The 26,606-nt window shown below is 59.5% G+C and carries 27 protein-coding genes and 2 pseudogenes; 18 read left to right on the forward strand and 11 right to left on the reverse strand.

Annotated features, from left to right (window positions below; genetic code table 11):
- Positions 1-268: 268 nt before the first annotated feature.
- Positions 269-751, forward strand: coding sequence for a hypothetical protein (locus N2A41_RS27225; protein ID WP_077979306.1), 483 nt, complete (start codon positions 269-271; stop codon positions 749-751).
- A gap of 1,063 nt (positions 752-1,814) precedes the next feature.
- Here N2A41_RS27225 and N2A41_RS27230 read toward each other — a convergent pair.
- Positions 1,815-1,925, reverse strand: a pseudogene (locus N2A41_RS27230) (LysR family transcriptional regulator); the annotation flags it as partial.
- 304 nt (positions 1,926-2,229) lie between these two features.
- Between N2A41_RS27230 and N2A41_RS27235 the strand changes: the two are divergent.
- Positions 2,230-2,367: a hypothetical protein gene (locus tag N2A41_RS27235; protein ID WP_260111651.1), complete on the forward strand. Its 138-nt coding sequence runs from the start codon at positions 2,230-2,232 to the stop codon at positions 2,365-2,367.
- Positions 2,368-2,620: 253 nt separating this feature from the next.
- Here N2A41_RS27235 and N2A41_RS27240 read toward each other — a convergent pair whose 3' ends face one another.
- A complete protein-coding gene (locus N2A41_RS27240; protein ID WP_222387721.1) occupies positions 2,621-3,061 on the reverse strand; it encodes an RbsD/FucU family protein in 441 nt (146 codons plus the stop codon).
- A gap of 198 nt (positions 3,062-3,259) precedes the next feature.
- Here N2A41_RS27240 and N2A41_RS27245 point away from each other — a divergent pair, with 198 nt between their 5' ends.
- Genes N2A41_RS27245 through N2A41_RS27260 form a run of 4 tightly spaced genes read left to right on the forward strand, consistent with a single transcriptional unit; the run spans position 3,260 to position 7,858 of the window.
- Complete coding sequence (locus N2A41_RS27245; RefSeq protein ID WP_260111652.1) at positions 3,260-4,258, forward strand: LacI family DNA-binding transcriptional regulator; 999 nt, start codon at positions 3,260-3,262, stop codon at positions 4,256-4,258.
- Complete coding sequence (locus tag N2A41_RS27250) at positions 4,255-5,772, forward strand: sugar ABC transporter ATP-binding protein (RefSeq protein WP_260111653.1); 1,518 nt, start codon at positions 4,255-4,257, stop codon at positions 5,770-5,772. Before N2A41_RS27245 ends, N2A41_RS27250 begins: the two co-directional genes overlap by 4 nt.
- Positions 5,772-6,815, forward strand: a complete 1,044-nt coding sequence (locus N2A41_RS27255) for an ABC transporter permease (RefSeq protein ID WP_170278349.1) — start codon at positions 5,772-5,774, stop codon at positions 6,813-6,815. Before N2A41_RS27250 ends, N2A41_RS27255 begins: the two co-directional genes overlap by 1 nt.
- A gap of 53 nt (positions 6,816-6,868) precedes the next feature.
- Positions 6,869-7,858, forward strand: coding sequence for a substrate-binding domain-containing protein (locus N2A41_RS27260; protein ID WP_170256996.1), 990 nt, complete (start codon positions 6,869-6,871; stop codon positions 7,856-7,858).
- Positions 7,859-7,973: 115 nt separating this feature from the next.
- Here N2A41_RS27260 and N2A41_RS27265 read toward each other — a convergent pair whose 3' ends face one another.
- Positions 7,974-8,366 carry a hypothetical protein gene (locus N2A41_RS27265; protein WP_260060025.1) on the reverse strand — a complete coding sequence of 131 codons (393 nt, stop codon included), beginning with the start codon at positions 8,364-8,366 and terminating at the stop codon, positions 7,974-7,976.
- 52 nt (positions 8,367-8,418) lie between these two features.
- Here N2A41_RS27265 and N2A41_RS27270 point away from each other — a divergent pair, with 52 nt between their 5' ends.
- The 3 genes from N2A41_RS27270 (at position 8,419) to N2A41_RS27280 (ending at position 11,937) form a co-directional block, all read left to right on the forward strand.
- The gene (locus N2A41_RS27270) at positions 8,419-8,808 is read left to right on the forward strand and encodes a hypothetical protein (protein WP_260111654.1); all 390 of its coding nucleotides are present in this window, start codon (positions 8,419-8,421) and stop codon (positions 8,806-8,808) included.
- A 423-nt stretch (positions 8,809-9,231) separates the two neighbouring features.
- Positions 9,232-9,798 (forward strand): sugar transferase, encoded by a 567-nt coding sequence (locus N2A41_RS27275; protein WP_260111655.1) that lies wholly within the window; start codon positions 9,232-9,234, stop codon positions 9,796-9,798.
- Between the two features lie 123 nt (positions 9,799-9,921).
- Positions 9,922-11,937: a polysaccharide biosynthesis protein gene (locus N2A41_RS27280; RefSeq protein ID WP_260111656.1), complete on the forward strand. Its 2,016-nt coding sequence runs from the start codon at positions 9,922-9,924 to the stop codon at positions 11,935-11,937.
- Positions 11,938-11,965: 28 nt separating this feature from the next.
- Here N2A41_RS27280 and N2A41_RS27285 read toward each other — a convergent pair whose 3' ends face one another.
- The 3 genes from N2A41_RS27285 to N2A41_RS27295 all read right to left on the reverse strand — a co-directional run bounded on the left by N2A41_RS27285 (position 11,966) and on the right by N2A41_RS27295 (position 14,327).
- Positions 11,966-13,240, reverse strand: coding sequence for an O-antigen ligase family protein (locus tag N2A41_RS27285; RefSeq protein ID WP_260111657.1), 1,275 nt, complete (start codon positions 13,238-13,240; stop codon positions 11,966-11,968).
- Positions 13,241-13,632: 392 nt separating this feature from the next.
- The gene (locus tag N2A41_RS27290) at positions 13,633-13,884 is read right to left on the reverse strand and encodes a hypothetical protein (protein ID WP_222387711.1); all 252 of its coding nucleotides are present in this window, start codon (positions 13,882-13,884) and stop codon (positions 13,633-13,635) included.
- A 44-nt stretch (positions 13,885-13,928) separates the two neighbouring features.
- Positions 13,929-14,327 carry a DUF2934 domain-containing protein gene (locus tag N2A41_RS27295; protein ID WP_222387710.1) on the reverse strand — a complete coding sequence of 133 codons (399 nt, stop codon included), beginning with the start codon at positions 14,325-14,327 and terminating at the stop codon, positions 13,929-13,931.
- 226 nt (positions 14,328-14,553) lie between these two features.
- On the opposite strand from N2A41_RS27295, the gene N2A41_RS27300 reads away from it, so the two are divergent.
- The gene (locus N2A41_RS27300; RefSeq protein WP_260111658.1) at positions 14,554-15,276 is read left to right on the forward strand and encodes a GntR family transcriptional regulator; all 723 of its coding nucleotides are present in this window, start codon (positions 14,554-14,556) and stop codon (positions 15,274-15,276) included.
- 41 nt (positions 15,277-15,317) lie between these two features.
- Entirely contained in the window at positions 15,318-16,505 is a 1,188-nt protein-coding gene (gene uxuA, locus N2A41_RS27305) for a mannonate dehydratase (protein WP_222387708.1), read from the forward strand.
- A gap of 68 nt (positions 16,506-16,573) precedes the next feature.
- Here uxuA and N2A41_RS27310 read toward each other — a convergent pair whose 3' ends face one another.
- Positions 16,574-17,221 carry a TetR/AcrR family transcriptional regulator gene (locus N2A41_RS27310; protein WP_162116613.1) on the reverse strand — a complete coding sequence of 216 codons (648 nt, stop codon included), beginning with the start codon at positions 17,219-17,221 and terminating at the stop codon, positions 16,574-16,576.
- 136 nt (positions 17,222-17,357) lie between these two features.
- Here N2A41_RS27310 and N2A41_RS27315 point away from each other — a divergent pair, with 136 nt between their 5' ends.
- Both N2A41_RS27315 and N2A41_RS27320 read left to right on the forward strand, forming a co-directional pair.
- Positions 17,358-18,542 (forward strand): HlyD family secretion protein, encoded by a 1,185-nt coding sequence (locus N2A41_RS27315; protein ID WP_260111659.1) that lies wholly within the window; start codon positions 17,358-17,360, stop codon positions 18,540-18,542.
- Positions 18,543-18,566: 24 nt separating this feature from the next.
- Positions 18,567-20,156, forward strand: a complete 1,590-nt coding sequence (locus N2A41_RS27320; RefSeq protein WP_260111660.1) for a DHA2 family efflux MFS transporter permease subunit — start codon at positions 18,567-18,569, stop codon at positions 20,154-20,156.
- Positions 20,157-20,195: 39 nt separating this feature from the next.
- Here N2A41_RS27320 and N2A41_RS27325 read toward each other — a convergent pair whose 3' ends face one another.
- Both N2A41_RS27325 and N2A41_RS27330 read right to left on the reverse strand, forming a co-directional pair.
- Positions 20,196-21,065: an aldose 1-epimerase family protein gene (locus N2A41_RS27325; protein ID WP_170256985.1), complete on the reverse strand. Its 870-nt coding sequence runs from the start codon at positions 21,063-21,065 to the stop codon at positions 20,196-20,198.
- A 105-nt stretch (positions 21,066-21,170) separates the two neighbouring features.
- Positions 21,171-21,500, reverse strand: a complete 330-nt coding sequence (locus N2A41_RS27330) for a DUF6665 family protein (protein WP_032986043.1) — start codon at positions 21,498-21,500, stop codon at positions 21,171-21,173.
- Positions 21,501-21,704: 204 nt separating this feature from the next.
- Here N2A41_RS27330 and N2A41_RS27335 point away from each other — a divergent pair, with 204 nt between their 5' ends.
- The 4 genes and pseudogenes from N2A41_RS27335 to N2A41_RS27350 all read left to right on the forward strand — a co-directional run bounded on the left by N2A41_RS27335 (position 21,705) and on the right by N2A41_RS27350 (position 24,691).
- Entirely contained in the window at positions 21,705-23,327 is a 1,623-nt protein-coding gene (locus N2A41_RS27335; RefSeq protein ID WP_170256984.1) for an ABC-F family ATP-binding cassette domain-containing protein, read from the forward strand.
- Between the two features lie 104 nt (positions 23,328-23,431).
- Positions 23,432-23,689: pseudogene (locus tag N2A41_RS27340) on the forward strand (VOC family protein); the annotation flags it as partial.
- Between the two features lie 147 nt (positions 23,690-23,836).
- On the forward strand, positions 23,837-24,427 hold the full coding sequence (locus N2A41_RS27345) for a hypothetical protein (protein WP_170256983.1): 591 nt from the start codon (positions 23,837-23,839) through the stop codon (positions 24,425-24,427).
- Between the two features lie 99 nt (positions 24,428-24,526).
- Positions 24,527-24,691 carry a DUF1328 domain-containing protein gene (locus tag N2A41_RS27350; RefSeq protein ID WP_162116620.1) on the forward strand — a complete coding sequence of 55 codons (165 nt, stop codon included), beginning with the start codon at positions 24,527-24,529 and terminating at the stop codon, positions 24,689-24,691.
- Positions 24,692-24,768: 77 nt separating this feature from the next.
- Here the strand turns inward: N2A41_RS27350 and N2A41_RS27355 are convergent, their stop codons facing one another.
- Positions 24,769-25,128 carry an EF-hand domain-containing protein gene (locus tag N2A41_RS27355; RefSeq protein WP_170280648.1) on the reverse strand — a complete coding sequence of 120 codons (360 nt, stop codon included), beginning with the start codon at positions 25,126-25,128 and terminating at the stop codon, positions 24,769-24,771.
- 20 nt (positions 25,129-25,148) lie between these two features.
- The gene (locus N2A41_RS27360) at positions 25,149-25,397 is read right to left on the reverse strand and encodes a hypothetical protein (protein ID WP_170256981.1); all 249 of its coding nucleotides are present in this window, start codon (positions 25,395-25,397) and stop codon (positions 25,149-25,151) included.
- 589 nt (positions 25,398-25,986) lie between these two features.
- On the opposite strand from N2A41_RS27360, the gene N2A41_RS27365 reads away from it, so the two are divergent.
- Complete coding sequence (locus N2A41_RS27365; RefSeq protein WP_260111661.1) at positions 25,987-26,508, forward strand: DUF992 domain-containing protein; 522 nt, start codon at positions 25,987-25,989, stop codon at positions 26,506-26,508.
- Positions 26,509-26,606: the final 98 nt, after the last annotated feature.

A 26,606-nucleotide genomic window follows, 5' to 3' on the forward strand; every position in this document is an offset into this window, starting at 1 on the left:
AAAGGCGGCAGGGCCGGCTGCGCTCGGCAAACGGTCACGTCGCCTGTCGGCGACGTGGTCTATCTCTCTCTGACTTCCTATTGTCGCATTCGCCCCGGCGGCCTCAAGGACATCGCGGCCCCTCCAATTTTTCCGCTGCGCCGCTCACGCGACACAACGAAAAAATCGGTTCCTCCGCTCGCCGCCGCTGGCGGTCGCTATCGCGATCCTTGACCCCTTGGGTCGCCAATGCGGGCACCTTTTCGTCAGAACGAAAAGGAGGCTTCTTATGTCTGATTTCAACTTTCTCATGCTTCATGCCAAGCTCGCCGGCTTCAAGCTTCTCGTGAGCGCGAACCGTATCGGCTGCGAGGATGAATTCTCAAAGATGCTCCACGACCGGCTGATGGCCGGCCTTGATGGGGCGATCCGCTCGACGCGCCGTATCGTGGCCCTGCAACGCGAGTTGGTCATCGGGGACGATTTGGAGGGGACGATATCGTGCCAACTCCAAGGCGAGGAGGAAGTCCTCGCCCGCCGCACGTTTGTGCTCCTCGATGAGCTAGAGATCGATTACTTCACCTATGAGTATCGGGTCAACGGCGGTGAATGGCACAACGCCTTGTCGGCAGACTGCGACGGCATCGAGATCAGCTATCCGACGACCGTCTCGGTGAGCGACACGGAGATCGGTCCCCTCGCTACGATCATCCACGATATTGCGCGGGAAACAGGTATTGCCATCAGCGTTGCGCGCGTCGTTTACGCTTGAGCTGATGGGACGAGAGGCGTTCCGCCTCTCGTCTTTCCCATTGGCTTGACCGCTTGCAGGCATCGAGCCAGCGCGCGTTCCTGAGGGGAGAGACTTGCCGCCTCTCCCCTCAAACACCCCTCTCCCTGTGGTGCGGGATGACACCCGCCCGGCCTTTCGGGCCGGTTGGCGGACGCTGCCGCGACTTCCCTAAACAAGACGGAGAGGATGTCCTTGCGCTACGCCCGCATTCATCGGGCATCCGCTCCAGGTGTTCGTCCTCTCCTGCGGTGCGCTCGCCGTCTCATCGTTCGCATGTCGTCGATGCCCGTTCCCTCCGGTCGCGGTCCTCTCGACTCCTCACGACGACAGCTCGCTTCAGCATCTCCCATCAAATCGGCCTGGACACCGTGCTGTTCCTCCGGCGCGGCTCACAGGCTTGCCCCTGTGAGCGCTATTGCTTTGTCTCACGACTCGCAACAGCATCAGCGCCTCGGGCACGGTGTCCAGGCCGATTTGATGGGAGATGGCAGGATAGGCTATCGGTATACCGTTAGCCGTTTTCGCCCGAGGGGCGATGGCCGAGAGGCGTGATCAGTGCCGGAATCTGTCGCCGCTTATTCGCAGGGGTAGGGTCTGCCGGGACATGGATTTGGTCTTGGTAGAGGTCGTTCGGCGGCAGAAAGAGACACCTTCTCACGGCGGCACATTAGATCGCTGGTCTGTGAATCGGCGGACGGGCAATTCCCCCGTTTCGCCAATCGGTCAATGAGAGATCCGGCGTTCTCGCGTTTCGGCGGTTGGGCTGGTCGGTGGAGCAGCGAATAGGTTCGTCAGCGATTGTGCGACTGGCATAATAGGCGAGGGGGTGCTTCGCCAACTCCGCGCATCGGCGAACCGGCGATCGCGTTTATTACTCATCGACGATTTCGGCGAATAGGTGGTTGAGCAAATCGGCGTTTTGCAGATTGGGAGTATGAACCGATAGGTGATTTCGCGAATCCGAAGTTCGGCGATTGCGCTGATGAGCGATCTTGCGAATGAACGTCGAGGCTGCTTTTAGCGGGGAGGCTCTTACCTGCCATTTGCCAACGTAAGCCGCCAGTCCATCGGGCATTCCGTTGGCAACCGTCTGCTTGAGAAATTGCAGGAAAGCTGTCAGCCGAGCGCTGAGCAGACGTCGCGACGGATAGAGCGCCGACGCACGCCGAGAATCTCGAGTCGGCCCGACTTGTCCGGCTGACCCACCCAGCACCTGCCGATCGGCTGGAATAGGCGGGGATACCAACGCTCGGATCAATTCTGTTACCTGCAAAAGGTAGGGGCCTTTTTGTGAAAGTTGGGAGCTCCCAACTTCTTCCTGACAACGCTTCGAACGACTGTGCCAGATGACCGGGAATTGCCACGCGTCCAGCGTGGTACTGCCAGCCAGGACCGGCCCGCCTGGAAGGCCTCCAGATCCCGGCTGCGCGCGGCGGCTACCGACCGTCAGCCCTACCATGCAAGAACGCGTCTTCCCCCAACTTCTTTTGACGTGGCGGCTCAACGCACATCTGTCCATGATCGAAACTTCGCGCTTATGCGTTGATGCGGCGTGTCCCAGTGAAGTCGGGGGAGGTTGGCTTTATACGACGTGACGTTCGGTATGTTTGCAGCGCGCCGGCTGGGCGCTACAGGGCCGTGGCTACCGATCATGATCAACTAAACGGTGAGAGTGGTGGGTCACCGCATACGATTTCGAGCGCGTCCGGCTACAGGCTTACCATTCCGCATCAGCCCCCATCGACAGCATGCGGCATAGGCAGACTGCCGCGATGTTGCCAACGCAGCAAGTCGATCACTGGGAATGCGACCCCCGTAAGGGCGTTCGGCAAGAAGAAGACCTGACCATCATACCACGCCCTTCTTAAGGATGAAGTTCCCATAGGCGCGCGATTCAGCCGTCTGGATGACTGCAAATGATCGCATCGCGATGGGATAGTATGCAAACCTCTCGACAGGTTGGCTCGCTATCGAACGCCCCTCTGCCTCACTGCAAACCGCGAGGACGTCTTTGTGTACGTCCAGCAACTCGCCTGGCGCATCGACGGCCTCCATGTGCATCAGAGGCGTTTTGATGAACGTGTCCAAGGGCATCATCTGAAGGATCCCGCGGACTGCAGTCGGTGCATCGACGCCCTCCAAGATGAGAAGCTTTCCGCTCGTGGTTTGGGTCGCCACACGAAAACCGGAGAAGTTTCGATCTACGATTGCCAGTTCGTCGCCATGACCCATGGAGGCCATGACCCACAACACGTCGGCCGTAATAAACGGCGGCACACCCTTCAGCATGGCATCTCCCTCCCAAGAGATTTCACCGACAAGAACGATGAACGATTAGCAGAAAAAAACGATTGCGCAAACGTTTCGATGGCGCTAGCGTGACGACATAGCGGATCCTGGGAGAGCCTCTGGAGGTTGGAATTCCGCTTGGGAGGATAGATTGAAAAACGTGTTTGTTGCGCTGCTGGCGAGAGCTGGAGTGCGCTCATGACAACTATTTCCGAGGTGGCAAAGGCGGCTGGGGTCTCAGTCTCCACGGTTTCGCACGTTCTCAATAAGACGCGCTACGTCTCACCCGAGAAGGTCAAGCTCGTCATCGAGTCCGTGGAGGCAATCGGATATATCCCCAATACAGTCGCTCGCTCGCTCAAACTGTCATCGACAGGCACTGTCGGCCTCGCGATTTCCGCGATTTCGAATCCTTACTTCAGTGACATCATCTGCGCGATTGAGGCCGAGTGTTCCAAACGAGGCTTGATCGCGTTCCTCTGTGACACGCAGGATGATCCGATCCGGGAGCTGGAACTGATCCGGCATCTGCATCAGCGCCGCGTCGACGGGATTATACTTGCGCCTTCGGGCGATCCTAAAAAGGCGCTGGACTATCTCATCCGGTCCGACCTTCCCTGTGTGCTTGTTGACAGGCTGTCGGACAACCGTTTCGACCAAGTCGGGACGGATAACGTCGCCGCAATACGAACGCTCGTCGATCATCTCGTCACGCTGCATCATCGGCGGGTTGGGATCATTCTCGGTCAGCCCGGCTTTGCGACGACTGTGGAGCGCGCAAAGGCCTTCCGCACAGCGATGACGGAGAAGGGAATAGAGGTAGAGGATAATTTAATCAGCGACGGCAATCGCAGCACCGCCGACGCCACCGCTTCGACGCACCGTTTGCTGGGGCTGAAGGAGCCGCCGACAGCGATTCTTGCTTCCAACAATCTGGCGATGATCGGGGCTATGAGAGCTATCCGAGAGCGGAAGCTGCGTGTTCCCGCGGACATTTCTGTCCTTGGGATCGATGATTTCGAATGGGCAGATTATTTCGAACCGCGCCTGACGCTGATGGCCCAGCCTTGCGATGAGATTGGCAGGAAGGCGGCGGACTTGCTGATCGAGCGGATCGGCAACAAGCGCCGCCCCCACGAGACCATTCGACTGTCGCCAGTTTTGCGAGTGCGTGAATCGTGTGGAGAAGCAGCATGAGCCACGTCGTTCTTTCAGCGAAAGGTGCCGTCAAGCGCTTCGGCGGCGTCCAGGCGCTTCGCGGCGTGGATTTCGACCTAAAGGTTGGCGAAATCCATGCGCTGCTTGGTGAAAACGGTGCAGGAAAATCGACGCTGATAAACCTGCTGTCCGGTGTGAATACGCCGGACGAGGGAGAGATCTTCATCGACGGCAAACCGGCGCGATTTCACAGCCCGCGTGATGCACAAGCAGCCGGGATCGCAACGATCTTCCAGGAGCTGGACCTCGTTCCGAGCCTGACCGTGGCTGCCAATCTCTTCCTCGGGCGCGAACTTGTCCATCGGCACGGCATGCTCGATGGGAAGGCGATGCTGCAAGAGGCGCGTAAAAGACTAGAAGCGATCGACCGATCTATCGATCCCGCCCAGTTCGTGAGTGAGCTTTCCATCGGCCAGCGCCAGGTCGTCGCCATCGTCAAGGCGCTTTCCTACGCATCGAGAGCCCTCATCATGGATGAGCCGACGGCTGCCTTGACTGTTGGCGAAGTGGATCGACTATTCGACATCATGCGTGGCCTGGCAGCGTCGGGCGTTGGCATCGTCTATATCTCGCACCGCCTTGAGGAAGTGCCGCAGATCGCTCATCGCGTGACGGTCATGCGCGACGGCAAGGTGGCTGGCGTCACCAAACCAGATGCGCCGCAGGCCGAACTGGTGCAGCTTCTCGTTGGACGTCCTTTGAACGAGCTTTATCCCCGCCGCGCACCGAGTGTTGGTGACGTGCTCCTGCGGATGCGACAGGCTTCCTTCTGCCCGTACCGCGTGTCACCCGGGTGGCAAGCGCCAATCAAAGTCGATCTGGATGTTCGGCGTGGCGAAATCGTCGGTCTCGCAGGCGTTATGGGGGCGGGTCGAACCGAGCTTTTGAGCGCTCTATACGGAACAGGCGTGCCCGGCCAATGGCACGGGGACATTACCATTGGTGGCAGGCCGACCAGGCTTAAATCGATCGCGGCTGCTCGCAGGGCAGGATTGGCATTTGTAACCGATGACCGGCGTGGGGCCGGTCTCATGTTGCGTATGTCTGTAGGTCTCAATCTGGTGATGTCGATCATCCGCTGGATATCACCAAAGGGCTTGCTGTCGGCGCGACGCCAGGAGGATGCGATCAAGAGCTCTTTCGGCCAATTCGACATTCGTCCAAAGAATCCCGGCATTGCGGTCGGGGCTCTCTCTGGGGGAAATCAGCAGAAGGTCGTCCTCGCAAAGGAAGTGCTGGGCAATCCGCGCTTGTTGCTTCTCGACGAGCCGACACGTGGCGTCGATGTCGGCGCAAAGGGGGAAATCTACGCCCGCTTGCGCAAGCTGGCTTCAGAGGGATTGGGCATTCTTGTCGCTTCGAGCGAGATGCCCGAACTGATCGGCCTATGCGATCGAATAGTGGTTTTGCGCAACGGCAGCAGCGTTGCTGAGTTTTCTGGCGGTGTCGACGAACATGAAGTCCTGGCGGCCGCCAACGGGAGGGAGGCCTGATGTCCGAACAGCAAATCGCATCCAATCCAGCGGTTCAGCCTGCCAAGCGGATTGATCCGCTCGCGGTGTTGGTCCGCTTCCAGAGCTTGATCGGCCTTATACTCGTTTTCGCCGGCGGCATCATTTTCTCACCGCGTCGGCACGGTGTCATCCTGTTCATTCAACCCGACAACATCGCCAACATCGTCCGCGCGGTGTCCGAAACTGGCATCATCGCAATCGGAATGACGTTCGTGATCATCACCGCCGGGATTGATCTCTCGGTTGGGGCGACACTTGGCCTTGCGAGCGTCGTAACGGCAACATTGATGGTCTCAGGCGGTTTTGGGCTGGTCACGACGGTGCTGGCAGTGCTGCTGATGGGCACTTGTTTCGGGTTGGTCCAGGGAGCGATCTCAAGCAAGTTTCGGCTTGAAGCGTTTATCGTCACTCTTGCCGGTTTACAGGCAGCCCGCGGGCTTGCACTCGTTGTGTCGGACAATCAGTATATCAATATTTCCTATGGTGATGGTCCTGGGCTCGCTCCACCTATCTTTGCCGTTCTGGGCGGTCGGCTATTCGGTAACGTCGTTCCCGTTGCCACGATCGTCTTCTTGATCTTTGCCTGCATCGCCACGCTCGTGCTGAATACGACGAGGTTCGGCCGTTACGTCTATGCCGTCGGCGGCAACGAGCGCGCCGCCCGCATCTCAGGCGTTCCGGTCTCGGCAATCAAGATCGCCGTTTACGCCATTACCGGCTTTGCATCCGCGCTTGCTGGCATCGTCCATGCCGGGCAATTCAATTTTGGCAGTGCCAATGATGGGACCGGATATGAATTGACGGCCATCGCGGCTGTCGTCATCGGCGGAACCAGCCTGTTTGGCGGGTCGGGTTCAATGGTCGGAACAATCGCCGGTACGATCATGCTCGGCGCTTTGGCCAATATATTGCAGCTGAACAACATCACGCCAGCCATGCAGTTGCTTGCCACAGCGGCAATTATCGTTCTGGCAGCAGTCCTTCAATCCCTCGTTCGTCGCCGCGAAGGATTGGGCAGGTAGTGTGGCGGCATCACCCGGAGGGTGGATCCGGGATCAATGTGGAGGAGAAAGTAATGACACAGAATGCACTTCGAATGTCGAATGCCGGACGCATGGCACTCCTGGCCGGCTCATGCCTTGCTATTGCCAGCGTGGCTCACGCTGCCGATCCGCTCGTGAAGGCTTGTGCCAAAGATGGCGAGTTCGTCATCGGCTTCTCGCAGGCCAACAATGCGGAGCCTTATCGCCAGCACGTCAACGATGAACTGGAGGCCGCCGCCAAGGCAGTCCCGCAGTTCACGCTGCAGATCGCTGACGGCGCGGGCAACGTCAACACTCAGACATCGCAGGTCGACAATTTCATCACCCAAAAGGTTGACCTTCTGTTGATCTCGCCTTTCGAGGCGGCTCCGCTTACGCCCGCCGTCAAGCGGGCGATGGATGCGGGTATCCCGGTCGTCGAACTTGACCGCAAGACGAACGGTGAGGCTGGCAAGGACTACACAGCCTTCATTGGAGGAGATAACTATAAAATCGCGTTGGCCGCCGGCGAATATACGAGCAAGACGCTTCTACCTGATGGCGGCGAGGCGGCCGTACTGCAGGGCCTGCCGAGTTCCACACCGGCCGTCGAACGGCTGAATGGCTTCAAGGATGGGGTGAAATCCAATTCCAAGATCCAGATCGTGGCAGAACAAGCGGCAGACTGGTTGCCGGATAAAGCGCAGACCGCGTTCGCCGCGATGCTACAGGCTCATCCCGATATCAAGATGGTCTATGCCAGCAACGACATGATGGCGGCGGGTGCGCTGCTTGCCGCGAAAGGTGCCGGCAAGAGCGTGAAGATCATCGGCACTGATGGCTTGCCAGGTCCGGCAGGCGGGATCGAGGCAGTCGCAAAGGGCGACTGGTCCGCGACCTTCACATATCCGACAGGAGCCAAAGAGGCGGTCGATATGGCTAAGTCGATATTGCTGGACTGCGCATCGTCGGTGCCAGCAACAGTGACGGTCGATACCACCGCCATTACAGCCGATAACGCGAAGCAGATGATGGGTAAGTAAAGCTCCAGACTCAACCCGGCCAGACGCGACCGTCCAGCCGGGTTGAACCATACCAATTGGCTGGCGTGCTCGAACTCTTTCGTCGAGCGCATTCTTAAATAGCAGAAGACCCGCTTCAAGGCGCTATCGTGCTCGCGGCTGTATTGTTCAAAGAGTTTTTGACCTCTTCTGTTACAATGCCGGCGGCGTCAGACGCAAATCTGGCATTGATAGTCAGGGTTTTCCCAACCTCTTTCGCGTAATCGAAAGCCGCATCGCGGCAATAGTCGCTTATTACATCGAAGGTATCATTGGTCTTTTGCGCTGCGATGATGTCGTCCATCAGCTTGATGTCGCGTTGAAAACGGTGCTGAAGAAACGATAGACCTTCCACTTGATAGCGAAGCAATGCTTTCGCGATGCTTGTCGGCATCTTCAAGGCGGAATCGGCCAGTTTGTTGCTGTCGCTCAACGCCGGGAATAAAGCTGGCGGAAAGTCGAACCCCGATTTTGACGCTTGTTTTTGCACGGCCTGTCTCCTTATTGCGTGAGATATTGTTTGATGCGCTGCAAAGGCGCGGATGATGGCAGCCGCGATGATAGCGGCGGCGCCAATTGGGAGCGCTCCGGCGGGGCTCGCAGCGATATTGCTGCACGCCCCGATAGCCAACGGCCGCCAAAGGCTGTCTAACGCAAGTTACGCGTGGTTGCGGCTCACTGACTTCCAAGAGACTTCCTTATGCATTGCTTCGGAAACTTGCATAGTTCTATCGTCCGTTGAACGGATGGAAGCTTATCGCGCCGAAATGAAAATCACTTTGATCGAGGTCAAAAGACCGTTCATCGACGCAATCGGCGCCTACATGATTATCGCGCCAGCTGCGTGCGAGTATTCGCTGTGCATCCTTTGCAAGGCGAGCTTGGTCGGGCTTTATCATGAAACCCTGTTCGCCGTTGATGAGATTTGGTGAGCCGCGATCCATTGCCTTGAAGAATGCGAAGAAAATGTAAAACGAAAATGTGACGACGCCCTTCGGGCGGCGGCCGATGACACTTGGAAGCTTGGCTAGCCGGACGTCTGCCCGCAAAGTCGTGCACGGCCGACAAGTTCACAAGCTATCGTGCCCTGTGCGAGGCCAAGCGGCTGCTCGGCGCATCACCGACCCGAGCGCTGGCCATCTTGGCATGACTTGTTGAACTTTTATCCCACGGGAGAGCTCTCCGAGGAAACGGGCTTGTGGTGTTCCCTTCCAATGCACCGGTCGATAATCGACCAAGCCGGCACATGATAAAACGCCGTGCCCTACAGTTGACGCGAAACGCTTTTTGACGATACGGCAAACGACGGCGGTGAATGCCGTATGGTCGATCGATGGGCGGAAGAACTTCGGAATATGGATTTGAAACGGGCGATGGATTTCTTCTTGGCCTTGATCGCGTCGGTGATCCTGCTTGTGCCAATCCTTATCGTCGCTCTTTGTGTTCGCCTTACCTCGCGGGGACCGATTCTTTATTGGTCAAAACGTGTCGGCCGTTTCAATCAGATCTTCCTGATGCCGAAATTTCGCAGCATGCGCGTCGACACACCAACGGTTGCCACACATCTGCTCGAAAACCCGGATCGGTTTCTGACACCCATCGGCTCGTTCCTGCGCAAATCCAGCCTCGACGAACTGCCGCAGCTCTGGTGCATTCTCGAAGGGAAGATGAGTTTCGTCGGCCCGCGGCCGGCACTCTACAATCAATATGATCTGATAGAGCTGCGGACGGCCCATGGTGTCGACAAGCTGTTGCCTGGACTGACGGGATGGGCGCAGATCAACGGACGTGACGAATTGCCGATTCCGGAGAAGGTAAAATTCGATATCGAATACCTCGAACGTCGCTCCTTCGGCTTCGACATACGCATCCTGTTTATGACTGCCGAGAAGGTCATCCGCCGTAAGGGAATAAGGCATTAAGTTACCTACTTCTGATAGATAAGCGGCGCGGGAGACCTTACTTTCCGATTATTTCAGTTGCGCTCGTTGCAGAAAATGACAAGAAGGTGGTTGTCTGATTGATCCGCGAGACGCTGGTAAACAATGCCCGAAAATACCCCCACTGAGACGCCGCGCTCAGGATGGTTCTTAATGCCGATGCAAGCGCTCGTCGCCCCTCTGCTGGCGATGCCGCGGGTTGCCAAACGTGCTCTGGCTTTGCTGGTGGATTCCAGCTTTTGTGTTCTGACGATCTGGCTGGCCTATTGCTTCCGCCTGAACGAATGGACGGTGCTGACCGGCGTGCAGTGGCTGCCGGTCTTCGTTTCGCTCTGTATGGCACTTCCCATCTTCATAGTCATGGGCATGTATCGGGCGATCTTCCGTTATGCCAATATGGCTGCTTTCATTACCGTTCTAAAGGCCATTGCGATCTACGGCGTCGCCTTCATGACGATATTTACCGCCCTCAGCGTTCCCGGCGTTCCCAGAACCGTCGGCATCCTCCAGCCCTTCCTTCTGTTGATTGCGATCGGCCTGTCGCGATTGGGTATCCGCTACTGGCTCGGCGATGCTTACCAGCGGATCCTTCACAAGAATATGCTCGCCAAGGTGCTGATCTATGGGGCAGGAACGGCCGGGCGGCAACTCGCCGGTGCCTTGATCAACAGTGCGGAACTCAATGTCGTCGGCTATCTGGATGATGATCCGCGTCTCAAGGGCGGCGTCATGGGTGGTTTGCCGATCTACGACCCCTCGGATCTTCCGGTGCTTGCCGAATCTCTCGGCGTGCACAACGTGCTGCTTGCTCTTCCATCAGCAACGCGGCAGCGTCGCAATGAAATCCTGGAGCATATCCGCAAAGCCAGGGTGAATGTTCGCACATTGCCCGATCTCACGGCCCTGGCTCAGGGGCGTGTCACCGTCTCCGACATCCGCGAGCTCGAGATCGAAGATCTGCTGGGAAGAGAAGCGGTCGCGCCGCGCCAGGAGCTACTCGACAAGTCGATGCGCAACAAGGTGGTGATGGTCACCGGTGCTGGCGGCTCGATCGGCGGCGAGTTATGTCGTCAGATTTTGCGCACCGGGCCTTCCAGCCTGATCCTCATCGATCAGAATGAGTTTGCGCTTTATAATATTCATGCCGAATTGCAGAAGCTGGCCGAGCTGTACAGACATGAAAATCTGCAGATCGTCCCAATCCTCTGTTCCGTCCGCGATCAGGATCGCATGGAACATGTCATGCAGAACTGGCGACCTCAGACGCTCTATCATGCCGCCGCTTACAAACATGTGCCGCTTGTCGAACACAATGCCGTGGAAGGTATCAAGAACAATGTCATGGGTACGCTGGTCACGGCGCGCGCAGCGATTAAATGCGGCGTTTCGAATTTCGTGCTGATCAGCACAGACAAGGCCGTGCGTCCGACAAATGTGATGGGCGCCAGCAAGAGGCTGGCAGAGATGCTTCTGCAGGCGCTCGCAGCAGAACCGACGACCGACAGAATGCGAACGAATTTTTCCATGGTCCGCTTCGGAAACGTCCTCGGCTCCTCCGGATCCGTCGTGCCGCTTTTCCGCCAGCAGATCAAGGAAGGCGGCCCCGTTACGCTGACACATCCCGATATAACCCGCTATTTCATGACCATTTCGGAGGCCTCGCAGCTCGTCATCCAGGCTGGCGCCATGGCTGACGGCGGCGATGTTTTCCTGCTCGACATGGGCGAGCCCGTTCGCATCGCAGATCTCGCCCGCAAGATGGTCGAGCTTTCCGGATTGACGGTCCGCGACGAGAATAATCTCGAAGGGGATATCGAGCTTTCCGTTACAGGTCTTAGGCCCGGCGAGAAGCTTTACGAAGAACTGTTGATCGGGGATAATCCTGAAACAACCGAACATCCTCGGATCATGAAGGCGCGTGAGGATTTCTTGTCCTGGCCGGAGCTGTCGAAAAGGCTGAACTCGCTCAACGCCGCACTGGACCGGAACGATATGATCGCTGCACGCGCGACGTTGGCGGAGCTTGTTTCCGGCTATTCGTCAACGGGTGAGGTCTCGGATATGGCTTTCGCCGGCGCCGAGCCAATACGTCTGCCTCAGACAATTCAAAGCACGCTGTAGGGTCTGCAGGCTCAAGGGGTGCTGGACGTCAGCTCCGAACGACGGGCGCAAAGCACGTGCTGCCGCGATCCACACAAATAAGGGCGACCATGTAAGCGAAGATCGGATCCAAGGCTTTCTGATTGAACATGATGCCAAAGCTGCCCGTTATGACGTAGCTGCTGACAAGCAGAAGAGCGAGCGCAATCGCTAAATCCCGGCCCGGTCCCGCTTCCTTTCTCCACGCGCCTATCAGGGGCGTCAGCAGCATCAGCGAAAGCGCTGCAATGCCGAAGACGCCGGCGTCGATTCCCGCGGTGAGGAAACCGTTGTGGACATGCGAGTAGGGCAGTTGCGGCCGTATGTTATCGGGCAGCTCTGCCAAAACCGAAGCCATCCGGTTTTGCGGACCATAACCCGTCAACGGGTCCTTACTGATTGCCGATAGTGCGCCTTTGTACAATGCGAACCGCGCACTGAGCGACGTGATCTCGCCGTCGGTGCGTTCGAGCGTCGTCAGATTTTCCTGCAGCGCCTGGATGCGATGGAGGATCTGGCCGCTGCCCAGGGCGATAAGTCCCGCCAACAGCAAGGAACTGGTAATAGCAAGGCTGCGCAAACTCAGATGGAAGCTATGTTTGCGGAAATACCAGAGAAAGATGACGATATGGACGGGAATGACCAGCCAGGCCGAACGTGTCCCCGAAAGCAGCACGCAGCCTAGGCCGGCGGCATATCCCAATATTGCAATTCTTTGCTCCACGCTTCTGGGAGATTGAACGTTGAGAAGCGCGATGCCGCCGAAAAGAATGCCTATGACGCCTAGGAGTGCAGCGTTCGAAGTTCCAGCCTCTGCCCTTTCCATCAGAAACATGATCTGCAGGAGACTGAAAACAAAGGTGACGATCATGCCAATGCCCGCGCCGAGGATAAAGAGCGGCACGAGACTGCCATCGGGAGATTGGCGCATCCGCGGCAATATCAGCCAGGTTGAAAAAAAAGGCAGGAGCCGGAATATCCAGTCTAGTTCTTCGGAGTAAGGCGGATTGATGAAGATGCTGGCGATCATCACCAGCGGGTAGATCGACATGCCAATGGCAACCAGCCGGTCGGATCTCGACAGGTTCAAGGCGAGGCTGCCCGTGGCCAGACAGTAGGCGCCCCATACCATCGACGCGAGGAGGATGAAGGAGTTAAAGTTCGGCGAAAGCCCTGGAAGGATTGCAAAGGCAAAGACCGCAATGCGGTTGTTTCGGTCGAGCGCGCTTCCGGTCTCATTCCCGGGATAAAGCACTGCCATCTTGAGTTGCCTAAGATAATTCACTTTGCCGGTCCTGACCGTATCGATGCTGCCTCGCTAAGGATCGTGATCACGGCTGTCAAGCGGTGATGAGGATGCAATCTGTGGCTTTATTCGACGTGGTATTCCAGCAACAGGCGTCCGGACAGACGTGGTTCTCGTTGATGAAGAGCGGCAAATGGAAAAGACGGTAAGAACGGCTTCAACGGAAAACACGCCTAAGGTGCGGGCTTGATTTGAAGATTTGCTCGTCCAGCGGCCGACGAAAGCGTTTCGCGGGGGGAGAAGAAAGCAACATCCGGACCGTCAGAGCTACAGCGCCGCGCGTCTTTTCGAACGCACAAAGGACGACGTAGCAATTTGAATTATGCAGTAATCGAAGAACCGACGCAGGTTTTTTATCGAAGCGGCCGCCGTTATCGCCAAGATGGGCGTGTCGAACCTTCCGCCGATGATCGACCAAGGAGATAGCCAAACCCGAATGCGATAACGCCGGTGGCGAGCAGCAATGCGCTTGCGGTGCGCGGGTGCTCTCTGGCGCCGGAGGCGACGGCATAAGCCTCACGCTTCATCTCTTTGGCGGCCGACTTCGCGACTTTGGTCAATCCCTCTGGCTGCTCAGCGGGTGTGCCGGTGAATCCGGCGCTCAAATTCTGTTTGTCGGCCATGTCGGGAACCTTCTGCAAGAGGTCTGAATTGGCGCGCGGAAAGTTCAATCCTGTTCGCGCGTACCGGGGGAGGCTTCGCGTTGATCCGCATCCTCGAGATCCGTCTTGACGAGGAATGCATCGGTATGTTCGCGCGAGGCCTCTCGCAGTGCTGCGAGATTTGGAGGGTTGTCGGCTTCGCCCTGCTGCGCATCGAGTTCATGCTCGGCGAGAGTCCAGTGACGCCCGTGCTTGCCTTCCGGTCTTCCTTCTTTCTCCCACAGGGAGTACGCCCTTTTTCGGATCTCCTCGTCGCGGCTGGCTGCTGGCGACCCGCTCTGCCTATCGATTTGGTTTGCGGCTCGCCGAGCCATTTTCCGTCCGCCTGCGTCCGCGGGTGGGGCTTCCGGTCGGCCGCCGTCGGTCGTACCTTTGCTTGTCTTGCGTCGTGCCGAGTTTTTCATAAGGGGTCTCCTTTAAATCTCAACCAACTCGGCCGATCTAAGTTCCAAACAAAGAATGCTTCGGCGCAAAAGATCGGGCTTCGAGGCTTGTGCCGTTCGCCCGCGCATTCGCGAAGTGCCGCCCCCTCCCAGATGCAGTCATACCGCAACAGTCTGCCGGACGTCTTGGCAAGGTGATAAAACTGATATACTAGTATGTCACAAAGTCTTAACGCGCCGGTATGTCATGCGCCAGGCATTAGAAACCAAAGTTTCGGCAGTCGCGACGTCGCAGGAAGTCGGGAGCAGGCTGCGCCGCATCACCACAGCCGGCGTCATCTACGATCGCCTCTATGCCGACATCGTGTCGCTGCGGATGCCGCCTGGCATGCTGCTGCAGGAAAAGCGGATCGCCGATGAATGCGGTGTCAGCCGCACGCCGGTGCGCGAGGCACTGCTCCGGCTTTCCGAAGGCGGACTGGTCGATATCTACCCGCAGTCGGGCACCGTTGTATCGCGGGTGCCGGTCTCGGCGATCCCCGAGGCGGTCGTCGTGCGCAAGGCGCTCGAAGGCACGACCGTCGAGACCGCGGCTCGGACTGCGACTGCCGCCGATATCGCCCGTCTCGATATTATCATTGCCCGCCAGCGGGGGCATGCTGCGACCGGCAATGCCTCTAGCTTCCATGAGGAGGATGAGGCTTTTCATGAGGCGATCGCGCAGATCTCAGGTTATCCCGGCATCTGGACAATCCTGAAGACGGTCAAGGTACAGATCGACCGGGCACGGCGGCTGACGCTGCCGGTGCTCGGGCGCATGGATAACGTCGTGCACGAACACATGATGATCCGCGATGCGCTCGCCGCCCACGATGCGGCGGCTGCACGCAGCGCGATGATCCATCACTTAAGCGCCGTCATTCCCGATGTCGACGAACTGCGCGCGCGTTACCCCGACTATTTCTGCTGACGGCAGGCAACACGAAACGAAAGACTTAGGGAAGGAAGAAGATGCGACAGGGTTGGAGATGGTTCGGACCGGAAGCGCCGGTGACGCTGGATGAAGTCCGCCAAACGGGCGCGACGAATATCGTCTCTTCGCTGCATCAGGTGCCGATCGGCAGGGCCTGGACGGAAAGGGAAGTGCGCGAACGCCAGTCCCTGATCGAGACGACGCCCGGCGACCGTTCCCCGCTCGTCTGGTCGGTGGTCGAGAGCATCCCGATCCCCGACGCCGTCAAGCGCAAGGGCGGGGAGGCGAAGGCCGAGATCGAGGCGTGGATCGCCAGTCTCGAAGCGGTCGCCGCCTGCGGCATTCCGATCGTCTGCTATAATTTTATGCCTGTCGTGGACTGGACTCGCACCGACCTCGATTTCGTGACGCCGACAGGCGCTACCGCCATGCGCTTCGATCATGAACGCTTCGCAGCCTTCGATCTCTTCATCCTGGAGCGGCCGGATGCGGCGCAGCACTATTCACAGGAGGACCGCGAACGGGCGCGTGTCGTTTTCGAGGCTATGTCGGACGAGGAGATCGCCGACATCACCCGTATCATCACCTCGGCTCTGCCGGGGTCGACCACCGAACCGCTGACCATTCCGGCCTTCCGGGAAAAGCTGGTCGCCTATAGCGGTATCGATGCCGCAAGATTGCGTCGGCACCTGATCGAATTCCTGGAGGCGGTGACGCCGGCTGCCGAAGCGCGCGGTGTCAAGCTGACATTGCATCCCGATGATCCGCCGCGCTCGCTGTTCGGCTTGCCGCGCATCGCCTCGACGGCCGATGATTATGCCGCGCTCTTCGATGCCGTGCCATCGGCGGCAAACGGCATGTGTTATTGCACCGGCAGCCTCGGCGTGCGTGCCGAGAACGACCTGCCGGCGATCGCCCGGCGTTTTGCTTCGCGCATCCACTTCGCCCATCTGCGCGCCACGACGCGCGAGGGCGATGGCCGGACGTTCCATGAAAGTGCGCATCTGGAAGGCGACGTCGACATGGTCGCCGTTCTCCGCGAACTGGTTGCAGAGGATCGCCGCCGCGGCGCGCAAAACACCATCGTCTTCCGCTCGGATCATGGCCATCGTATGCTCGACGACCTCGACAAGGTCGTCACGCCAGGTTACCCCGCCATCGGCCGCATGCGCGGCCTCGCCGAACTGCGCGGCATCCTGCATGCGCTCGGCGTGCCGCCGAACTGAGTGCCGCCCCGGTTCGCGGCGTTCGCCCTTCAGCGGAAATCATCGCGCTCTGAAGCCCGAGCGGTGCTTCAGAGCGCGCAACCTTTCAGGAAAAGATCGGCGCACATCTTCGCCCGAGCCGCAATCGTCTCGATCTTCGGCGGTGGCTCCTGGCGCAGCATCGCGGCACGCTGCGGCTCCATGATCATCATGCCGCGCAGCATGCCGCAGGCCGCATGCGGATCATCAAGCGCAATCAGTCCGCGATCGATCTGCTTGTGAAGCCAGTTCTCCATCAGTGTATTGGTTCTGACGACCGCCTTTTCATAGAAGGCGTTGGCGATCTCGGGGAATCGATCAGATTCGCTGATGACAAGCCGGGTCACGGTGATCGTATCGACTGACAGCGTCAGCATGCCATAGGCCATCAGCATGCGTTCCAACCCCTGCCTGAGATCGGCCACGGCGAGTGTGCCGGGGTCAAGCGCCAACAAAAAACGCTCCGTGCGCTCCGTGATCATCTCCGAAAAGAGATCTGCTTTCGTCGGAAACAGGCGGTAGAGCGTCTTGGTCGAAATCCCGGCCTCCTGCGCGATCGCAGCGATGCTCGCCGCGGCATAGCCGTTCTGGTGGAACTGCCTGTTCGCCGCCTCGATGATCACGCTTCTCGTATCCTCGTCGCAGCGGACTTGCGGGCGTCCTCGCGGCTTCTTCTCGATTTCGTGATTTTGGACCATTACGATTTTCCAAATTCTCATTGACATCCATTTTCTAATACATATTTTGGAAAACATCAAGTTTCCTAAATAGGATTTCACTCGAATTCAGAGGCCGCAGCCCAAGAGACGGCGACCCGTCATCCGGAGAGAGACAATGACCATCAAGACGCTGCATGCCTTGAACAACAACGATGTCGTCGAAACTGTTGCCGAAGCTGTCCCGGCAAGCCTTGACGCCGGCAAGACGCCGCGCATCGCCGAGGCCGCCGCCCCTGTTGCCGAGGAAAAGCCCGCCCGCAAGCGCGGCGGCCGCTCCCTGCTTTTCGGCGCCACCGCTCTCGTGCTGATCGCCGCCGGCGCCTATTACGGCCATGATTACTGGACGGTCGGCCGCTTCCATGTCTCGACCGACGACGCCTATGTGAAGGCCGACAGCAGCACCATCGCCCCGAAGGTAACAGGCTATCTCGCCGAGGTGCTCGTCATGGACAACGAGACCGTCAAGGCCGGCCAGCCGCTCGCCCGCATCGACGACCGCGATTTCAAGGCAGCCCTCGATCAGGCCAAGGCCGACGTCGCCGCAGCCGAGGCCACCGTCAACGCCAAGCAGGCTTCGCTCGATATCCAGCAATCGACGATCGCCGCCGCCCGCGCGACCGTCGGCGTCGACCGCGCCAACGAGACCTTTGCCGAGCAGAACAACAAGCGTTATTCGAACCTTGCCACCAGCGGCTATGCCCCGGTCCAGACGGCGCAGCAGGCCGCCTCGCAAATCGCTGCCGCCCAGGCCACCATTGTCCGCGACACTGCCTCACTCGACGCCGCCGTCAAGCAGGTCGACCTGCTGAACGCAGAGCTTGCCCAGGCGAGGGCGGCCCTTGCGCGTAGCGAGGCCGTCCAGCACCAAGCCGAACTCAATCTCTCTTATGCGACGATATCAGCGCCCGTCGACGGCACCGTCGGCAACCGGACGCTGCGCGTCGGCCAATATGTCCAGGCCGGCACCCAGCTCATGTCGGTCGTGCCGATGACGGCTGCCTATGTCATCGCCAACTACAAGGAAACCCAGCTCACCGACGTCAAGGCCGGCCAGCCTGTGGATATCGAGGTCGATATGTTCCCGGGCCGCACCTATCACGGCCACGTCGACAGCCTCGCGCCGGCAAGCGGCCAGGAATTCGCCCTGCTGCCGCCCGATAACGCCACCGGCAACTTCACCAAGGTCGTCCAGCGCATTCCTGTGAAGATCGTGCTCGACCGCGACGCCGCTGAAAACGGCGACCTGCGCCCCGGCATGTCCGTCCAGCCTGATATCAATACCAAGAACGACCGCAGCTAGGCCGGGGGACGAGGAGTTCGTGTCATGTCCACCATCGCAGCAACAACCATCGCTGTCCCGCAGCCGAAAACCGGCGCCAGCACCAGGGAATGGATCGCCGTTCTCGCCGGCATGATCGGCGCCTTCATGGCGATCCTCAACATCCAGATCACCAATGCCTCGCTGCTCGACATCGAGGGCGGCATCGGAACGGGCGTCGACAACGGCGCCTGGATCTCGACCTCTTACCTGATCGGCGAGATCGTCGTCATTCCTTTGACGGCCTATTTCAGCAGCGTCTTCTCGTTCCGCCGCTATATCCTCGTCAACTCAGTCCTCTTCCCGCTGTTTTCGATTGGCTGTGCCTTCGCCCATGATCTCGGCACGATGATCGTGCTGCGCGGCCTGCAGGGTTTTGCCGGCGGCGTGCTGATCCCCATGGCCTTCACCATGGTGCTGACCAAGCTGCCGAAGCACCAGCAGCCGCTCGGCCTTGCAGCCTTCGCGCTCTCGGTCACCTTTGCACCGGCGATCGGCCCGACCATCGGCGGCTATCTCACCGAAAATTACGGCTGGCAGACGATCTTCTTCATCAACGCCATCCCGAGCGCCATCATGGCGGTCGCCCTTGCCCTGACGCTCGACAAGCAGCCGATGCGGCTCGGCCTGCTGAGGGAAGGCGACTGGGCGGGGATCATCAGCATGGCGATCGGCCTCTCGGCGCTGCAGACGGTGCTCGAAGAAGGCAACAAGGAGGACTGGTTCTCCTCGCCCTTCATCGTCAAGCTGAGCATCCTCGCCTTCGTCTTCCTCGTCGCCTTCATGTGGATCGAGCTGACGGTGGAAAAGCCGCTGGTCAAGCTGCGCCTGCTGAAGCAGCGCAACTTCGGCATTGGCGTTGCCGTCAACGTGCTGGTCGGCGTCGCCCTCTTCGGTACCGTCTATATCCTGCCGCAATATCTCGGCCAGGTGCAGCGCTACAATGCCGAGCAGATCGGCAACGTGCTGGCCTGGACCGGCCTGCCGCAGCTGCTTCTGATCCCGCTCGTGCCGATGATGATGAAGCGCTTCGATGCGCGTTACATCGGCTTCCTCGGCATCTCGATCTTTGCGATCAGTTGCTTCATGAACATCACATTGTCGGCCGATACCGCAGGCGACCAGTTCTGGATTCCGAACATTGTCCGCGCCATCGGCCAGGCCCTGGTGCTGACGCCGATTACCGCCATCACCACCGCCGGCATCGCCCCTTCGGATGCGGCCGCCGCCTCGGGCCTGACCAACATGCTGCGCAATCTCGGCGGCGCCGTCGGCACGGCAACGCTCGGAACGGTGCTGACCAAACGTGAGCAGTTCCACTCGAACATCATTGGCCAGTCGGTGACGCTCGGCCGTGACGAAGTTCGCACCCGTCTCGACCAATTGACAGGCTACTTCCTGCAGCATGGCGTTTCCGATCATGCCGTCGCCGCCCAGAAAGCCGTCGTGGCGCTTGGTCAGGTCGTCAAACGCCAGGCCCTCATCCTCGGCTTTGCCGATACCTTCGCCGTCATTGGCGTGGTTCTCGCCATTGCGGCCGTCGCCCTGCTGCTCACCCAAAAACCGCGGGCCGGCGGTGGCGCCGGCGCCCACTGAGATGTCAGCGCGCTCGCCCGGCTTGCCGCCGAGCGCTCTCTATCGCGGAATTTCGACCGTAAAGGCAAAGCGGGCCACAGCACCCGGTGCCAGGATCGTGGTCGACGGTCTCTTCGATAGCTCGCTCGAAGCTCCCGCTTCCGCAGCCGTTCCATGCCAAGGCTCGACGCAGAGGAAGGGCGCCCCCGGCTTGGTCCATAGCGCAAGATTGGGCAGGTTATCGAAATGGAAGTGCATGGCCGGCCCGCCTTCGGCGCCATAAGTCAGGCCTTCGCCCGCACCATCAGGGAAAATCATCGCGTCCTGCTCGAACATCGAATGATCGAGCACCAGCCGGCCGGTATCGAACGGCGAGGGCAGGGGCGCGGGATTGATGAGACCGCCTCCCAGCCGCACCAGCGCCGGCTCGCCTTTATTGTCGAGCATGACGATATGGTCGCGGCCGGCAGCATCGGGCAATGGCCAGGCGAAGGCCGAATGGAAGCCGAGGCCGAAGGGCATCGGCTTCGGGTCGCGATTGGTGACCTCCGCCGTGACAGTCAACGCGCGGCCCTCGACCGCATGCACGACGGCCAGCTGAAATTCGAACGGATAGACCGCCCGCGTCGCCTCCGAGGCGGCCAGTTCGAACCGACACATCGTCTCGGTGGAGGCCGCAAGGGCGAATTCGCTGCGGCGGGCAAAGCCATGCTGGGCCATTGGATAGACCGCGCCGTCAATCGCGATCTTGTCATCAGGCGCCTTGCCGACGATCGGAAACAGGATAGGCGACCGCCCGGTCCAGAAGGCTGCGTCGCCGGTCCATAACCACGAGCGTCCGTCGCTTGATGTCAGCGCCTGCATCTCGGCGCCGAGAGAGGAGACATCGATGGTGAGATCCTGATTCCCGATCCGGATGGAGATTGGCATCGCGCTTCCTTTCGCATTGGTGCGGCACCAAGCCATACCGTTCCGAACGGGGGATTTCCACCCAGTAGAGGGGCGGGACGGCAGCCACACCAGCCGCTGCCCTCGTCATTTCCTGATCGCGCCCAATCTCGCGATCACTTCGTTCGGGATGCCGTAGCGCTGGATGGCGTCGCGGTTGTTCCGCAAGCCGCAAATCTCACGCTGGATGAAGAACGCCCAGACGGCGTCGGAGGCTTCGTTGAGAAGCCTCTCGCGGTCTTCGGCGCTCTGGCGGTCGGCAGCCCAGGCCTTCAGGGCGGCAAGGGCTGCCTCCACCTTTAGCCCGTGCCGTCCGAGCGAATCCGCGCGCGCCGACATCAACTCGTATTCGAGGACGTTGAAGCCGTTTCTATCCTGCTCGGATTGTCTGAAGGATTGCGGCGGACGAACGCTCATTGGCACAGGTCTCCGTTGGCGCGAGCCACAATATTAGCCAATCCGGCCCAAAATTAAAGAAGGTGAGCATGATGTCGTCCGAAAACCGCTCACTGTTTCAGCATCATGCTCCCGACATCGAGAGGGTGGGAAACAGGCCTATCCTGCCGTGTCAACGCGTGGCATAAGAGCGCCAAAATCTCTTTCCAGGCTCCCGCGCAAACCATGATCCGTATCGAAAATATCAGCAAGCAGCTCAGCCACCGCATCCTCTTCATCGAGGCGTCCGCAGCGCTCAACAGAGGTGAGAAGATCGGTCTCGTCGGCCCGAACGGCGCCGGCAAGACGACCGTCTTCCGGATGATCAACGGCGAGGAGCAGCCCGACGAGGGGCAGGTCTCCTGCGAGAAGGGCGTCACCATCGGCTATTTCAACCAGGATGTCGGCGAAATGGCCGGCCACAGCGCCGTTGCCGAGGTGATGAATGGTGCAGGTCCTGTCAGCATCGTTGCCGGGGAATTGCGCGAGCTCGAGGCGGCCATGGCCGATCCCGAACAGGCCGACAACATGGAAGAGATCATCGAGCGCTACGGCGAGGTGCAGGCGCGCTACGAGGAGCTGGATGGTTATGCGCTCGAGGGACGCGCCCGCGAAGTGCTCGCCGGCCTAAGCTTCAGCCAGGAGATGATGGACGGCGATGTCAGTGCGCTGTCGGGCGGCTGGAAGATGCGCGTGGCGCTCGCCCGCATTCTGCTGATGCGTCCCGACGTCATGCTGCTCGACGAGCCGAGCAACCATCTGGATCTGGAAAGCCTGATCTGGCTGGAAGAATTCCTGAAGGGCTACGAGGGCGCGCTGCTGATGACCTCGCACGACCGCGAGTTCATGAACCGTATCGTCACCAAGATCATCGAGATCGACGGCGGCACGCTGACGGCCTATTCCGGCGACTACGAATTCTACGAGCAGCAGCGGGCGCAGAACGAGAAGCAACAGCAGGCCCAGTTCGAACGCCAGCAGGCGATGCTCGCCAAGGAGATTAAGTTCATCGAGCGCTTCAAGGCACGCGCCTCGCATGCCTCGCAGGTGCAGAGCCGCGTGAAGAAACTCGAGAAGATTGACCGGGTGGAGCCGCCCAAGCGCCGTCAGATCGTTTCCTTCGAGTTCCAGCCGGCGCCGCGCTCCGGCGAGGACGTGGTCAACCTGAAGAATGTCCATAAGAAATACGGCAGCCGCAGCATCTATGAGGGTTTGGATTTCGTCGTGCGCCGCCGGGAACGCTGGTGCATCATGGGCATCAACGGCGCCGGCAAGTCGACGCTGCTGAAGCTGGTGACCGGCTCCACCGCGCCTGATCAGGGCAGCGTTGCACTGGGCGCCAGCGTCAAGATGGGTTATTTCGCCCAGCACGCCATGGACATATTAGACGGCGAGCGCACCGTGTTCCAGATGCTGGAGGACCAGTTTCCCCAGGCCGGGCAGGGGCCCTTGCGCGCGCTGGCCGGCTGCTTCGGGTTCTCCGGCGACGATGTCGAGAAGCGGTGCCGGGTCCTATCCGGTGGCGAGAAGGCGCGGCTGGTCATGGCGATCATGCTGTTCGATCCGCCGAACCTGCTCGTGCTCGACGAGCCGACGAACCATCTCGACCTCGACACCAAGGAAATGCTGATCAAGGCGCTGTCGCAATATGAGGGCACGATGCTGTTCGTCTCGCACGATCGGCATTTCCTGGCCGCACTCTCCAACCGGGTACTGGAGCTGACGCCCGAGGGCATCCATCAATATGGCGGCGGCTATACCGAATATGTGGCGCGCACCGGCCACGAGGCGCCCGGACTGCGAAGCTGACGATTTTCTTTGCGCGGCATGTCTAAACCGTCAGCGTCGGAACGACAAGCGAGAGCCGGCCAGCGATATCGGTTGGCCGCTCGAAGCAACTCGATGCAGCGCAGGCGCATCAACTGGTCGAGCCGGTCGCAGTGTCAGCGCTCGGTTCGGGCGTACGCTTGCTGCTGACGATCAAGGTCGATGACGTCGATGCGGTTTTTGCAGAACTGCGCAAACTCGGGGTCACGCTGCTCAACGGCCCGACCGATCGCCCATGGGGCCGCCGCACCGCGGCTTTTGCCGATCCGTCGGGCCATGTCTGGGAGGTCGCGCGGAATTGCGCCAAAGCATGTCGCGCAAAAGTGTGCAGCGGTTTGCGATAACGACATGCGCAAAAATAAAGATTTAAAGCGACGCACTTTAGACGGCTGTTGCAGTACTCTGATGCCACCTTCGTATTTTGCCGTCATCGGCCGTACGGGCAGGCGGCTTCTTCCACGCAAAGAACGGATTCGGCGGCTGTTGCCACGATGATGACCAAATTCCGTGGTGTTCGGAGGCCTCTTCATGCAATCGGGGACGGGCGCATCGGCATGGACTGGATCAATCGCTACATCGATCAGCCGCTACTGCACGGCGCGGCGGGTTTGCTGCGGAGTTGGCATATCCGCACGCGGCAACCGCCGGAGCTGCTGGAGCCGACGTGGAATCTCGTTGTGCTCTCCTTTCTCCTGATCGCGAGCGGGCAGGTCATGGCCGGCGAGACTTTCACGCTCAGTGCTGCCGCGCTGGTCATGCTGGCGCTGCCGTCCGCTCGAAAGCTGCTTTCGGCTGTGAAGGCAGGGCAAGGCGGTTACGGCGCCCGGGAATACAAGTCGCTAAGAGCGCGCGCCATCGCTAAACGTGAGGCGGAGTGGTCGGTGCGGATCATCGTCCTCTTCGCATCCGCCTGCCTTCCGTTCATCGCCCGCATCGACGATCCGGTGGGAGCCTATTTCATGCTGGGAGCCAGCATCTGGTTCGTCCTGACCGGGCCGCTCAAGGCCTATCTCGACGCAGCCGAACCTCCCGAGCCGAATGAAGGCGACCGGATGTACAGCGGCGTCTTTCAGGTCGGCTGAATGGAGCTGATGCGACGCTGCATGTCCCGGCCATCAGACGGACGGGAACCAAATGGGGCTGCCTTCGTTATCACCGCAGCAACGTACAAGGAGATTGCGATGCTTTATTACGCTCTCGTGTTTCTCGTCGTGGCCTTGATTGCCGGCGTCCTCGGATTTGGCGGCATCGCAGGGGCTTCAGCTTCCATTGCCCAGGTTCTGTTCTTCATTTTCCTGGTGCTGTTCGTCGTCTCGCTCGTTATGCAACTGATGAGAAGAACCTAGTGCGAACAAATCGAGCATGAAACCCGGCGAACATTGCCGGGTTTTTCTTCATTGCCACATCCGGTTTGACGCCTCCGTCACTGAAGGTTTCCGTCCCGGTCGTGGTCGGCTGTCGCGAAATCCGCCATCACCCGCTGCATGAATTCGCTGCGGCTGATGCGGCCGTCGTGGTTCGCGTCGGTCAAAGTGAATTGCGCGGCCGTCAGAATCTGCACCGTCTCATCGGACTGCAGGCTGCCGTCCTTGTTTTTGTCGAGACTTCCGAAAGCCGTGCCCATGAAGGTCTCGTATTCCGATCGGTCGACGGTCTTGGTGGTATTCGTGTCAAGCCGATCCATCTGGCCCTGATACATCGATCCGGGCTGTTGCTGTTGTTGCGCCACTGCCCCAACGCATTGGCACAGTATGAATGTGGTCACCAAAGCCAAGGTCTTCATCGCTTGTTATCCCTCTCCAATTAGCGGCAAGCCAGACGGTTGCCGACGTAACCGCCGCCGCCGATGCCGGCGCCGATAGCAAGCACTTGCCCGGTTCCGGCGCCGATCGTGCTGCCGATCAAGCCGCCGACAATCGCGCCGCCGACGGTTCCCGCAATGCAGCCGAATTCGGAATTACGATCCGAGACGGCCTGCGACGTCGGCCCGGACTGGCAGGCGGAGACGGCAAGGCATCCCGCCAGTATGATATTTGTCCTGCTTATGCCCATCTTTCCCTCCCGATAGATTGCCCGCCATCTCCAATAGAGATCGGCGGGCGTACGATTGTCCGCCCCCCGCGAAAATATCGCCTGATTATATCTCTCAAATTCAAACTTAGTTTCTGTTCGAACAGAAGCATAATTCCGGAAAGCAAGCGGAAATTCTGCGGCAATGCCAAGACATCATGCCGTTTCCTCTCCAGTTACAGTGCCGCATGGAGAGTATCTTCAAATAGTACAGATATCTATATGGCATGGCAACCTGCGCGATCATCGATCGTCTACGCAAATAAGGGTGCCTGCGATGTGCATGCTACCGCTCGTTGAGAGTTGGCGGCGGTCGGGACCGTGCCTTTCCAGCAACCATCCCTGACAACATCGTGAAATAACCGGATAACGCGAAAAGATGCCTTCGAAATGTCCCAATGGGGCTGAACCGTAAGCGTGTTTGTCGCCTGCGCCCTCCCACGCGCTTTGACATGCGATGCGTAAATGATGCCGGTTCGGGATCGTTTTGCGGTTTCGTCCGTTATCTGTTGCCGAATCTGGTGGCGAGTAGCCGGGTATGCTCCCGTCACGATTTGAGAAGGAGAGACTTATGAAGAAAATTGTTGCGACGGCGTTTGCCGCGGTATCGTTGACGCTTGTCGGTGCGGGGGCGGTCAATGCCGCTGACCTCGTCACGAGGACATATGAAGAGCCGGATCTGCGCAATGGCGTGAAAATCGGCTACCTCACCTGCGATATTGGTGGCGGCACGGGTTACGTGCTCGGTTCCTCCAAAGAGGCTGACTGCATCTTCCAGTCGACCGTCGGCAACGAACTTTCGGATCGTTATACCGGCGAAGTGAGAAAGCTCGGCATCGACATTGGCTTCACCACGCGCAGCCGCCTGATCTGGGCCGTGTTCGCGCCGACGGCCGGCTATCACCGCGGATCGCTCGCCGGCCTCTATGTCGGCGCTACTGCCGAGGCGACGCTCGGCGCCGGTGTCGGCGCCAATCTCCTGGTTGGCGGCACCTCCGGTTCGATCCATCTGCAGACGGTCAGCCTGACCGGTCAGCTCGGCCTCAACCTTGCGGCCGGCAGTGCCTCGATGACGCTGACGGCAGCGAATTGATATGCCTTTTGGCGCCTCCCGCCGCATGGCGGCAAGGGGCGCCACCTCTTCTGAGGAGCGATTTCGCGCCCTCGCACGCCCAAGCCGGATCACGACAT

It is taken from the genome of Rhizobium sp. SRDI969, assembly GCF_025152725.1.
In the GTDB taxonomy this organism is placed as follows: Bacteria; Pseudomonadota; Alphaproteobacteria; order Rhizobiales; family Rhizobiaceae; genus Rhizobium; species Rhizobium leguminosarum_I.

What these genes read in the sequence shown, in the direction of transcription:
- N2A41_RS27225 (WP_077979306.1), top strand. Translation starts at nt 269, where the DNA reads ATGTCTGATTTCAACTTTCTCATGCTTCATGCCAAGCTCGCCGGCTTC.
- N2A41_RS27235 (WP_260111651.1), top strand. Translation starts at nt 2,230, where the DNA reads ATGCAAGAACGCGTCTTCCCCCAACTTCTTTTGACGTGGCGGCTCAAC.
- N2A41_RS27240 (WP_222387721.1), bottom strand. Translation starts at nt 3,061, where the DNA reads ATGCTGAAGGGTGTGCCGCCGTTTATTACGGCCGACGTGTTGTGGGTC.
- N2A41_RS27245 (WP_260111652.1), top strand. Translation starts at nt 3,260, where the DNA reads ATGACAACTATTTCCGAGGTGGCAAAGGCGGCTGGGGTCTCAGTCTCC.
- N2A41_RS27250 (WP_260111653.1), top strand. Translation starts at nt 4,255, where the DNA reads ATGAGCCACGTCGTTCTTTCAGCGAAAGGTGCCGTCAAGCGCTTCGGC.
- N2A41_RS27255 (WP_170278349.1), top strand. Translation starts at nt 5,772, where the DNA reads ATGTCCGAACAGCAAATCGCATCCAATCCAGCGGTTCAGCCTGCCAAG.
- N2A41_RS27260 (WP_170256996.1), top strand. Translation starts at nt 6,869, where the DNA reads ATGACACAGAATGCACTTCGAATGTCGAATGCCGGACGCATGGCACTC.
- N2A41_RS27270 (WP_260111654.1), top strand. Translation starts at nt 8,419, where the DNA reads ATGATGGCAGCCGCGATGATAGCGGCGGCGCCAATTGGGAGCGCTCCG.
- N2A41_RS27275 (WP_260111655.1), top strand. Translation starts at nt 9,232, where the DNA reads ATGGATTTGAAACGGGCGATGGATTTCTTCTTGGCCTTGATCGCGTCG.
- N2A41_RS27280 (WP_260111656.1), top strand. Translation starts at nt 9,922, where the DNA reads ATGCCCGAAAATACCCCCACTGAGACGCCGCGCTCAGGATGGTTCTTA.
- N2A41_RS27290 (WP_222387711.1), bottom strand. Translation starts at nt 13,884, where the DNA reads ATGGCCGACAAACAGAATTTGAGCGCCGGATTCACCGGCACACCCGCT.
- N2A41_RS27295 (WP_222387710.1), bottom strand. Translation starts at nt 14,327, where the DNA reads ATGAAAAACTCGGCACGACGCAAGACAAGCAAAGGTACGACCGACGGC.
- N2A41_RS27300 (WP_260111658.1), top strand. Translation starts at nt 14,554, where the DNA reads ATGCGCCAGGCATTAGAAACCAAAGTTTCGGCAGTCGCGACGTCGCAG.
- uxuA (WP_222387708.1), top strand. Translation starts at nt 15,318, where the DNA reads ATGCGACAGGGTTGGAGATGGTTCGGACCGGAAGCGCCGGTGACGCTG.
- N2A41_RS27310 (WP_162116613.1), bottom strand. Translation starts at nt 17,221, where the DNA reads ATGGTCCAAAATCACGAAATCGAGAAGAAGCCGCGAGGACGCCCGCAA.
- N2A41_RS27315 (WP_260111659.1), top strand. Translation starts at nt 17,358, where the DNA reads ATGACCATCAAGACGCTGCATGCCTTGAACAACAACGATGTCGTCGAA.
- N2A41_RS27320 (WP_260111660.1), top strand. Translation starts at nt 18,567, where the DNA reads ATGTCCACCATCGCAGCAACAACCATCGCTGTCCCGCAGCCGAAAACC.
- N2A41_RS27325 (WP_170256985.1), bottom strand. Translation starts at nt 21,065, where the DNA reads ATGCCAATCTCCATCCGGATCGGGAATCAGGATCTCACCATCGATGTC.
- N2A41_RS27330 (WP_032986043.1), bottom strand. Translation starts at nt 21,500, where the DNA reads ATGAGCGTTCGTCCGCCGCAATCCTTCAGACAATCCGAGCAGGATAGA.
- N2A41_RS27335 (WP_170256984.1), top strand. Translation starts at nt 21,705, where the DNA reads ATGATCCGTATCGAAAATATCAGCAAGCAGCTCAGCCACCGCATCCTC.
- N2A41_RS27345 (WP_170256983.1), top strand. Translation starts at nt 23,837, where the DNA reads ATGATGACCAAATTCCGTGGTGTTCGGAGGCCTCTTCATGCAATCGGG.
- N2A41_RS27350 (WP_162116620.1), top strand. Translation starts at nt 24,527, where the DNA reads ATGCTTTATTACGCTCTCGTGTTTCTCGTCGTGGCCTTGATTGCCGGC.
- N2A41_RS27355 (WP_170280648.1), bottom strand. Translation starts at nt 25,128, where the DNA reads ATGAAGACCTTGGCTTTGGTGACCACATTCATACTGTGCCAATGCGTT.
- N2A41_RS27360 (WP_170256981.1), bottom strand. Translation starts at nt 25,397, where the DNA reads ATGGGCATAAGCAGGACAAATATCATACTGGCGGGATGCCTTGCCGTC.
- N2A41_RS27365 (WP_260111661.1), top strand. Translation starts at nt 25,987, where the DNA reads ATGAAGAAAATTGTTGCGACGGCGTTTGCCGCGGTATCGTTGACGCTT.